Source organism: Embleya sp. NPDC059213 (assembly GCF_042754445.1).
GTDB lineage: Bacteria > Actinomycetota > Actinomycetes > Streptomycetales > Streptomycetaceae > Embleya.
Genome location: NZ_JBHZAV010000066.1, coordinates 40,546 through 50,883, shown reverse-complemented (window position 1 = coordinate 50,883; position 10,338 = coordinate 40,546). Strand labels below are relative to the sequence as shown.

Here is a 10,338-nt window from a genome sequence, read left to right as displayed (position 1 = left end):
CCCCTCCCCTGTTCCTGTCCGTTCGGGCTACCCCCGGTCAGCGGCCCAGCAGCGCCGACTCGTCCGGCTTCAGGGGCGGTTCGTCCGAGATCGGCCCGCCGGCGGGCCGGGCGGCGAACCGCTGGGCGGCGGCGAACACATCCGGTGCCTGGAGTCGGGTCAGCGGCGCGGACAGCGTGGTGACCTCCATCGTCGCGGTCGCCACCGCGGGATCGTAGAGCGCCGCGGTCGAGACCAGTTCGGCGAACCGTCGGCCGGCCGGCGAGGGGTTGGCCAGCCGGGCGTCGGTGACGTCCGAGCGGCAGCCGGGATAGTCCAGGTCCAGGGTGGTCGCCAGGATCCACGCGTCGTCGATCGCCGCGCTCACCGCCCGCTGGACACGCCGGGCGAGCTGGGGTGCGAGGCCGCCGAGTCGGCGCAGCTCGCCGTCCAGGGCCAGCGCGCTCTGCGCGGCGCAGCTCATCCCGTGTCCGTACACGGGGTTGAAGGCGGCGAGCGCATCCCCGAGTACGGCGAAGCCCTCGGGCCAAGGGGTGACCTGTTCGTAGTGCAGGCGTCGGTTCGTCGTGCTGCGCGAGCCCTGGACCTCGGTGACCGGCTCGGCGGCGGCGATCAGGTCGCCGACGATCGAGTGCCGTGCCGCCGCGGCGAATTCGACGAAGCCCTCCTCGCCGTTCGGCGGTTCCGCGCCCCGGGTCCCGGAGATCGTGACGATCCACCGGCCGTCCTCGATCGGGACGAGCACCGCGCTCTGCCCCGGGCCGCCCGAGCGGTGGTCCGGATACACGCTGACCACGGGGAAGCCCTTCTCCGCCCCGGCGGGGGCCCGGAAGATCCGGCTGGAGTAGCGCAGCCCGACGTCCACGGTCTCCTCCCGCACGGGAGGAAGTCCCAGATCGGCCAGCCACTTCTTGGCCGGCGACCCGCGGCCCGTGGCGTCGACCACGAAGTCCGCCGCCAACTCGCTCGGTCCCGCCGAGCCGTCGCGCGGCCGGAGGCCGATCCCGGTCACCCGCCCGGCCTCGGTCAGCGGGGCGAGCACGTCCATCCCGTCGAGCACGGTGATCCGTGCATTGCGCAGCACGGTGTCCCGTACCGTCCAGTCGAGCAGCTCCCGACTACAGGTGATCATGAACTGGTCGCCGGGGAATCGCTGTTGCCAGCCGTACGCGGTCAGCGACACCACATCCGCGGGGAGCGCGACGCGGTGTGCGCCGGCGGCGAGCAGGCGCTCGGTCATGCCGGGGAGCAGGCGATCGATCGCCCGGGCGCCACCCGACATCAGCAGATGCGCGTGCCGCGCCTGTGGCAGGCCCTTGCGCGGGTAGGGCCCGTCGGGCATCGTGTCGCGGTCCACCACGGTCACGGAGTCCACGTGGTCGGCCAGCACGTGTGCGGTCAGCATGCCCGCGAGCCCGGCACCCAGCACCACGGCGCGCTTCGAGTCGGTCATCGGTACGCCACACCCTTCCAGTCGTCGTTCGCGGCAGTGCGGGCCCGCGTCATTCGGGGCCCAGGAACACCACGTCGGACCGGCCCCAGTAGCCCTGCATCCCGGTGATCAGGCCGTCGGCCCCGACCGTTACGGCCATGACGTAGTCGAACCGGATGCGTGTCCCCGGCCCGCTGTCCTCGGGCGGCGCGGGCACGAACCCCAGGCGCACCAGATTCGGGCCCCAGGGCAGGTAGTTCATGGTCGTGACGACCGGTACCGCGGCGGTGGTGCCGTCCTGCGCCGCCACAGGGACACCGAAGTCCTCGAAGGCCCGGCATTCGATGGCCGCGCCCGCGTGCGCGCGCAGTGCCTCGATCCCGGTCTGCAACCCGGTACCCACCGGGTCCTCGAAGCGCACGTGTGGCGAGTAGAGGGCGAGCAGCCCTTCCAGATCGGCGGCGTTCACCCGGCGACAGTGCTCCACCACCAGGTGTTTGCGCAGATTCTCATCGGGCACGACGACCTCCCGCTGCCCGCGCTTCGGCACGGGACGTAGTGGAGACAGGCATGATCGGACTGTGCCACGCGGGCCCGTCCGGAGTTCGCGCACAACGGCGGTTCAGGGGTGTGCCCGACGAAGTCAGGGGTCCCACCGCCGGCCGGCCGGCGGTTGCACCGAGGGCACCGGGTCCGGGTCACATGGTCACGTCGGTGGCGCCCCAGAAGGTCCGGGCCTCCTCGATCAGTCCGTCGTCGTCGATGCGGAACGTCATCACGGCGTCGACGGTGACCCGCTTGCGCTCGGGGTCCTCGACGTTGATCAGGTCGGCGGTGACCGCCGCGGCGACGTGCCGATCGTCGTGCGCGCCGACGATCGAGTTGACCGTGTCCTTGATGTCGGCCCCGTTGATGGTGACGTCGTAGAAGTGCCGCAGCGCCTGGTGGCCGCGGGTGACCGGGGCGCCCAGCGGGTCCTCGATGTATCCGTCGCCGGCGAACATGGCGACCACCCCGTCGACGTCCCCGGCGTTGAGCCGGCGGTAGTACTCGGTGATGATCTTCTTGCGGGTCGGCTCGTCGGTCATGGTGCTCCCTCCGTCGGTGGCACTCGATCGGAACGCGCCCAGCCAGTACGGCTCGCGTTGGAACGGATAGGTCGGCAGGTCGATGCGCCGTGCGGACACTCCGCGGAACAGGTCGGTGTGGTCCGGGTCGACCCCGGCCACGTACAGCCGCGCCGGCGCCGACGCGAACGCCCCGGGTGCGAGCGCCGCGTCCGCGTACAGGTGCAGGGTGAGCGCCGCGCCGGTGTCGGGCCGATCCCGGTCCGGGGCGCCGAGATGCACGACCAGGTCGGTGTCGCGTGCCGCGAAAGTGCCGGTCGCCTCGGTCGGTTCGCCGGCCGCGGGCGCGGCGCCGGTGAGCAGCGCCTCGGCGTCGAGGTTCGCGCCGTCGTCCGTCAGCACCGGAAGGCGCGCGGGCGCGACCGTGCGATCGGGCGACTCGTCGGCGCGACCGAGGGTCACGGCCGCCGCCTGACGCAGGGTCAGCGAGCCGCCGAGGTGGGCGGCGGCGATCCGGCCGATGCCGCGACCGACCAGCGCGTCCGGGCGCAGGCCCAGACTCTCCAGCAGCCGGTGGCCGGCGAGGTGCGCCGCGAACGTGGCCGCGGCGACGGGCGGTTCGTCGTCCGTGCCGGGCCGGGGCAGCGGCTCGTCCAGGTACGGCGCGAGGGCGGCCGCGGCCTCGTCCCAGGCGTGCGCGTAGGCCGGAAACGCGGCATACAGCGCGGCCTCGGCGTCGGCCGACCGCTCCCCGGCACCGGGCAGCAGGACCACCAGGCGGGCGCCCTCGTCGGCCGAGCGGCCGGTGAGCAGCGCGGGATGGGCGGCGCCGGCGGCCAACGCGGCCAGGGCGTCCAGGAGTTCCGCCCGGTCCCGGGCCGGGATCGCGGCGCGCTGCTCGAACGCGGTGCGGGTGGTGGCCAACGACCAGGCGACGTCGGCCGGAGCGAGGGTGTCGTCGCCGGCCAGCCGCTCGTGCAGCCGGCGGGCCAGTGCGGCCAGGGCCGGGGCGCTGCGGGCGGACAGCAGGCAGGGCGGCGGGGCCGATCCGCCGGCGGAGCCGTTCGTCGCGGGCGGTGCCGCGAGGGGTTCGTCGGGGGCCTGTTCCAGGATGAGGTGCACCTTGGTGCCGTTGCCGCCGAACGAGGAGACCCCGGCGCGGCGCGGGCGCCCGGTCTCCGGCCAGGCCACCGCCCGATGGGCCAGGGCGATGCCGCTGCCTTGCCAGTCGACGTCGGGCAGTGGTTCGGCGGCGTGCAACGCCTCGGGCACGACGCCGTGCCGGATGGCCAGGATCGTCTTGATGACGCCGACGACGCCGGAGGCGGCGTGCGGGTGGCCGATGTTGGCCTTGACGCTGCCCAACCACAGCGGACGGTCGGCGGGACGGTGCCGGCCGTACGCGTCGATGACCGCCTCGGCCTCGACCGCGTCGCCCAGGGGGGTGCCGGTGCCGTGCGCCTCGACCACGTCGATGTCGGCCGGACCGAGACCGGCCTCGGCGAGGGCGAGTTGCATGACCTGGCTCTGCGAGGGGCCGTGCGGTGCGGTCAGTCCGTTGCTGGCGCCGTTGTGGTTCAGCGCCGAGCCGCGGATCACCGCGAGCACCGGGTGGCCGCGGCGACGCGCCTCGGAGAGGCGTTCGACGACCAGCATGCCGGCGCCCTCGCCCCATCCGGTGCCGTCGGCGTCCGCCGAGAAGGACTTGCAGCGGCCGTCGGAGGCGATGCCGCCGAGGTTCTCGTACGCGGCCGGGAACGCCAGCACGGTGACGCCACCGACCAGCGCGGAGGCGCACTCGCCGCGGCGCAGCGCCTGGCAGGCCAGGTGCAGCGCGACACCGGAGGACGAGCAGCCGGTGTCGACGGCGAGGGTGGGCCCTTCGAGCCCGAAGGTGTAGGCGACCCGGGCGCAGGCGAACGGCGAACCGGCGCCGGAGGACACGTAGGGCAGACTCGCCTTCGGCACCTGCCGCAGGTCGGAGACGTAGTTCTGGAAGAAGGTGCCGAGGTAGACCCCGGTGCGCGAGCCGCGCAACCGACGCGGATCCTCGCCGGCACGCTCCCACGCCTCCCAGGCCAGTTCCAGCAACACCCGTTGCTGGGGGTCGATCACCAGCGCCTCGTCCGGGCCGATGTCGAAGAACGCCGGGTCGAATCCCGAGGCGCCGGTGATGAAGCCGCCCTGGGACAGCAGACCGACGCCGGGCATCGCACTGTTCCAGGCGGCGAATCGGTCCAGGTTCCAGCCGCGATCGTCCGGGGCGGGCCCGATCGCGTCGCCGCCCGACACCAGCAGGTCCCACAACCGGTCCGGGGATTCGATGCCGCCCGGCAGCCGGCAGCTCATCCCGACCACGACCACCGGGTCGTCCTCGCCGTCGGGTTCCGCGCGGCGGTCGGCGATCGGGGCGGTCGAGCCGACGGGCTCGGCCGGGTCCCCGGTGAGCCGGGTGCGCAGGTGCTGGGCGAGGGCGGTGGGGGTGGGGTGGTCGTAGATCAGGCCGACCGGCAGGCGCAGACCGGTGGCGGCGGCGATCCGGTTGCGCAGGTCGACCGAACTGAGCGAGTCGAAGCCCAACTCGCGGAAGGGCCGACCGGGCGCGACCGCGTCGCCGGTGGGATGACCGAGCACGGCCGCGGCCTGCCCGCGCACGATGTCGAGCAGGATGCGGGTGCGCTCCGCGGGGGGTTCGCCGGCCAGCCGGGCGGCGAGTTGCGGGTCCTCGCTCCGGGTGGCGCCGACGGCGCGCCGCACCGGGGTACGGAGCAGGCCGCGATACAGCGGCGGCGGCGGATTGCCGGCGAGTTGCCGGGAGAGCGCGCCGAGGTCGGTCGGCAGCGGTACGAACAGCGCGGTGTCGGTGCGGATCGCGGCGTCCAGGATGGCCAGGCCGTCCGCACTGGAGAGGGTGCCGAAGCCGGCGTCGACCATCCGGTCCCGGCCCGTGGGCTCTATGCGCCGGGTCAGCTCGCTCAGTTCCGCCCACATGCCCCAGGCCAGTGACGTGCCGGGCAGGCCCTCGGCCCGGCGGCGGGCGGCCAGGGCGTCCAGGAAGGTGCTGGCGGCGGCGTAGTTGGCCTGGCCGGCGGTGCCGAGCACCCCGGCGGCCGAGGAGAACAGCACGAACGCGGCCAGGGGCGCGGCGCGGGTGAGTTCGTCCAGGTGCAGCGCGGCGTCCACCTTGGGCCGGAAGACCGCGGCGACGCGTTGTGGGGTCAGCGCGTCCAGGACGGCGTCGTCGAGGACGGCGGCGGCGTGCACGACCGCGGTGAGCGGGTGGGCCGCGGGCACGGCGGCCAACACCGCGGCGAGCGCGTCCCGATCGGCCGCGTCGCATTCGGCGACGGTGACTTGGCCTCCCGACTCGCCCAGTTCGGCGACGAGTTCGCGGGCACCGGGGGCATCCGCGCCGCGCCGGCTGAGCAACACCAGGTGCCGGATGCCGTGCCGGTGCACCAGGTGGCGGGCCACCAGCGCGCCGAGGGTGCCGGTGCCGCCGGTGATCAGCACGGTGCCGTTCGGGTCGAGCGGCGTGGGCTCCGCGGCGGGGGTGCCGGCGGCCCGGCCGAGCCGGGGCGCGAGCAGCCGGCCGGCGCGTACGGCCAGCCGGGGTTCCCCGGCCGCCAGGGCCGCGCGCAGCAGGTCGGCCGAGACGGGAGCGTCGGTGTCGAGCAGCACGACCCGACCGGGGTGTTCGGCGTCGGCCGAGCCGACCAGTCCCCACAGCGGCGAGCCGGCCAGGTCCGGAGCCTCGTCGGGGATCGCGGCGACCGCGGACCGGGTGAGCAGCACCAGGCGGCCGGCCGCGAGCGGTTCGTCGGCCAGGTACGCCCGCAGGAGTTCCAGCGTCGCGCCCGCGACGGTCTCGGGTCCGCAGTCCTCGACGACGACCGGGACGACGACGGTGTCCGGGACGCGGGCACCCGCGGCGACCGCCGCGGTCAGCGCGGCCAGATCGCGGTGCACGTACACCTCGGCGTCCGGATCGCGCAGCGCGGCGGACAGCCCGGCCCGGTCCGGGCCCTCGGCGAGCACCGCCCAGGTCCCGGGTACCGGCTCCGGCGCCACCGTCACCGGGGCCCACTCGACGGTGAACAGCGTGTCGCGCGGCAGGCCCGCGCCGGCCGTCGGCCCCGGGGCGGCCACCTGCTCGAACACCACCGGGCCGAGGTCGGCCAGTGGTTGCCCGGCCGCGTCGGCGAGCGTCACGGTGACCGTGCCGTCGGCGCCGGGACGCAGGTGCACCCGGGCGCTGTCGGCGCCGGTGGCGTGTACCGCGACGCGACCGAGCGAGGTGGGCAACAGGGTGTGCCCGGTGTCGTCCGCCGGCGCCGGGCGGGCCAGGTGCCAGGCCCGGAGCGCGGCGTCCAACAACGCGGGGTGGATGCGGTAGCCGCGCACCGCACCGGAGTCGGCGTCGAGCAGCACGTCGGCGAAAACCTCGTCGCCGCGCTGCCACAACCCGCGGATCACCGCCGGGTCGGACCCGCCGTCGGGCTCCGGCAGCGGCAGCGGGTCGGCGTCCCGGGGCGGCCAATCGTGGTCCGCGGCGGCGGCCGGGGGAGGCGACGCGGCGGTGAGGGCGGCGCTCGCGTGGCGGACCCAGCGGCCGTCCGCGACGGCGGGATGGCGGGCATGCACGGTCAGGGTGCGGCCGGCCCGGGCCGCGGTCACCTGGATGCGGGTGGCACCGTCCGCGGCCGGCACCGACGGCCGGTCCAGGGTCAGGTCCGCCACGCCGGCGTCGACCTCGTCGGCCGCGCGCACCGCCAACTCCGCCAGGGTGCCGGCGCCGAGCGTGGGCACCGCGCCGGCGCCGGCGCGCCCGAGCGGGTCGAGGGCGTCGACGGTGCCGGTGAGCACGACCGTGTCGTGGTCGGCCAACTCCACCGCGGCGCCCAGAATCGGATGGTCGGCCGGGTCCAGGCCCAGCGCGGCGGGTTCGGCCGTGTTCGGGCCGGGCGAGAGCCAGTAGCGGGCGCCCTGGAACGGATAGGTGGGCAGGGCGACATCCGCGGTGCCGATCCCGGCGAACAGCGGGCCGAGGTCGATCCGGGCGCCGCGGACCGCCGCCTCGCCCAGCGAGGTGCGAAAGCGCAGCAGCGAGTCGTCGTCGCGGCGCAGCGTCGCGACGACGGCGGCGTCCGCCTCGGCGTGCTCGGCGCACTCCTCGATGGCCGCCGTGAGCACCGGGTGCGGACCGACTTCGACGAAGACACCGTGCCCGCTCGCGAGCAGCGCGCGCACGCCCTCCTCCAGCAGCACGGTCCGGCGCAGATTGCGATACCAGTAGTCGGCGTCCAGCAGCGCCGTGTCGATCCAGTCGCCGGTGACGGTGGACCGGAACGGCACCGCGCAGGTGCGGGGCGTGATGTCCGCCAGGTCCGCGATCAGCCGGTCGCGCAGCGACTCCACCTGCGCGGAATGCGAGGCGTAGTCGACGGGGATCCGGCGCACCCGCACCTCGTCGGCCTCGCAGGACCGGACGAAAGCGTCGAGTTGCCCCGGCAGCCCGGAGACGACGGTGGAGCGGGGGCCGTTGTGGGCGGCGATCGACAACCGCAGGCCGGCGCGCTCGCAACGAGCCTGCACCTCGGCGACCGGCAGTGCCACCGACGCCATCCCGCCGTGTCCGGCCAAGGAGGCGGCGATGGCCCGGCTGCGCAGCGCGACGACCTTGGCGCCGTCCTCCAGCGACAGGGCGCCGGCCACGCAGGCCGCGGCGATCTCGCCCTGGGAGTGACCCAGGACGGCGGCCGGCCGCACGCCGTGGTCCTGCCACAGCCGGGCCAGCGAGACCAGTACCGCCCACAGGGCGGGTTGCACGAGGTCGACCCGGGCCAGAGCGGCCTCGTCGTCCAGCACCTCGGTCAACCGTCGGTCGATCCAGGGCGCGAGGGCCTGCTCGCACTCGGCGAGGTGCGCGGCGAACTCCGGGCTCTCGCGGCGCAGTCGGCCGGCCATCCCGGTCCACTGCGAGCCCTGGCCGGGGAAGACGAAGACCACCTTGCCGCGGACCACGGCGGGCCCCTCGACCAGCAGCGCGGACGCCGTGCCGGACTCCAGTGCGTGCAGCGGCTCGTGGGCTCGGTCCGAGTCCTCGACCAGGACGACCGCCCGGTGCTCGAAGGCGGTCCGGGTGCGGGCCAGGGCGGCGCCCACCCGCGCGGGGTCCGGCCGCGCCTCGCCGGCGCACCAGCGGGCCAGTTGTCCGGCCCGGGCCCGCAACGCCTGCGGGGTGGCCGCCGACAACAACCACGGCACCGGTCCGCGGCCGAGCGGCCCGGCCGGACGCTGCTCCGAGGGCTCGGCCGGCGGTGGGTCGTCCTGCGGATCGGCCTGTTCCAGGATGACGTGCGCGTTGGTGCCGCTGAGTCCGAACGAGGAGACCGCGGCGCGCCGCGGCCGGTCCACCGGCGGCCAGTCGCGGGCTTCGTCGGCGAGCCGGACCTCCCCGGCGGACCAGTCGATGTGCGGGGAGGGGGCGTCGACGTGCAGCGTGCGCGGCACGTGTGCGTGGCGCACCGCCAGGACGGTCTTGATCACCCCCGCGATGCCCGAAGCGGCCTGGGAGTGACCGATGTTGGACTTGATCGACCCCAGCCACAGCGGCCGTTGCGGGTCCCGGTCGCGGCCGTAGGTGGCCAGCAGGGCCTGGGCCTCGATCGGGTCGCCCAACGTGGTGCCGGTGCCGTGCGCCTCGACCACGTCGATCTGGTCGGGGGTGAGTCCGGCATCGGCCAGGGCGGCCCGGATGACGCGCTGCTGGGAGGGGCCGTTGGGGGCGGTCAGCCCGTTCGACGCGCCGTCCTGGTTGACCGCCGAACCCCGCAGTACGGCCAGCACCCGGCGGCCGTTGCGGCGCGCGTCGGAGAGTCGTTCGAGCAACAGCAGGCCGGCGCCCTCGGCCCAGGAGGTTCCGTCGGCCGCGGCGGCGAAGGGCTTGCAGCGGCTGTTCGGGGCCATCATGCCCTGGCTGCCGAACCCGAAGAAGATGCTCGCGGTGGACATCACGGTCACGCCGCCGGCCAGGGCCAACGAGCACTCGCCGGTGCGCAGCGCCTGGGCGGCCAGGTGCAGCGCGACAAGCGAGGAGGAGCAGGCGGTGTCCACGGTGACCGCGGGGCCCTCCAGTCCGTAGACGTAGGAGAGTCGGCCCGACATGACGCTGCCGGCGGTGCCGCTGACCAGATGGCCGGCCACCCCCTCGGGCAGTTCCGTGACGCCGGTGCCGTAACCGGTGGCCGTGGCGCCGATGAAGACGCCGGTCCGGCTGCGCTTCAACGAGGACGGCACGATGCCGACGCTTTCGAAGACCTCCCACGAGGTCTCCAGCAGGAGCCGCTGCTGGGGGTCCATCGCCAGCGCCTCGCGCGGCGCGATGCCGAACACGGCGGCGTCGAAACGGTCGGCGTGATCGATGAAACCGCCCTGCGGAAGCGCGCCGATGCCGATGCCGGTCGCGGCCAGGTCGAGCACCTGCTGCTTCCAGCCGCGATCGTCGGGCAGGTCCCCGATGGCGTCGGTGCCCTCGACGACCAGTCGCCACAGATCCTGCGGGTCGGCCACCGAGCCGGGGAAGCGGCAGCTCATGCCCACGATCGCGATCGGTTCACCGGCGCCGTCGGCCAGTTCCGCGTTGCGCGCGCTGAGCTGCTCGTTCCGGGCCTGCAGTTCCTCGTTCCGGGTCAACGACGCCCGGAGTGCCTCGACGAGCCGATCGGGGGAGGCGGTCACGCCGAACCCCGCTCGTCGCGGCGACGGGACGGGGCGGCGGCTCGGGCCGGCGGGTGTTCGGCCGGCCCGCGCATCGTCCCCCGTTCCGGCACCACACCC

At 75.0% G+C, this 10,338-nt stretch carries 3 protein-coding genes; all 3 read right to left on the bottom strand.

Going from position 1 to position 10,338, the window contains the following annotated elements; all coding sequences use genetic code 11:
- Positions 1 to 37 precede the first annotated feature (37 nt).
- Positions 38 to 1,453 carry an FAD-dependent monooxygenase gene (locus tag ACFXMF_RS24125; RefSeq protein ID WP_360315119.1) on the bottom strand — a complete coding sequence of 472 codons (1,416 nt, stop codon included), beginning with the start codon at positions 1,451 to 1,453 and terminating at the stop codon, positions 38 to 40.
- A 49-nt stretch (positions 1,454 to 1,502) separates the two neighbouring features.
- A complete protein-coding gene (locus ACFXMF_RS24120) occupies positions 1,503 to 1,952 on the bottom strand; it encodes a nuclear transport factor 2 family protein (protein ID WP_360315121.1) in 450 nt (149 codons plus the stop codon).
- Between the two features lie 178 nt (positions 1,953 to 2,130).
- Positions 2,131 to 10,239, bottom strand: a complete 8,109-nt coding sequence (locus tag ACFXMF_RS24115) for an SDR family NAD(P)-dependent oxidoreductase (RefSeq protein ID WP_379991031.1) — start codon at positions 10,237 to 10,239, stop codon at positions 2,131 to 2,133.
- Positions 10,240 to 10,338 lie beyond the last annotated feature (99 nt).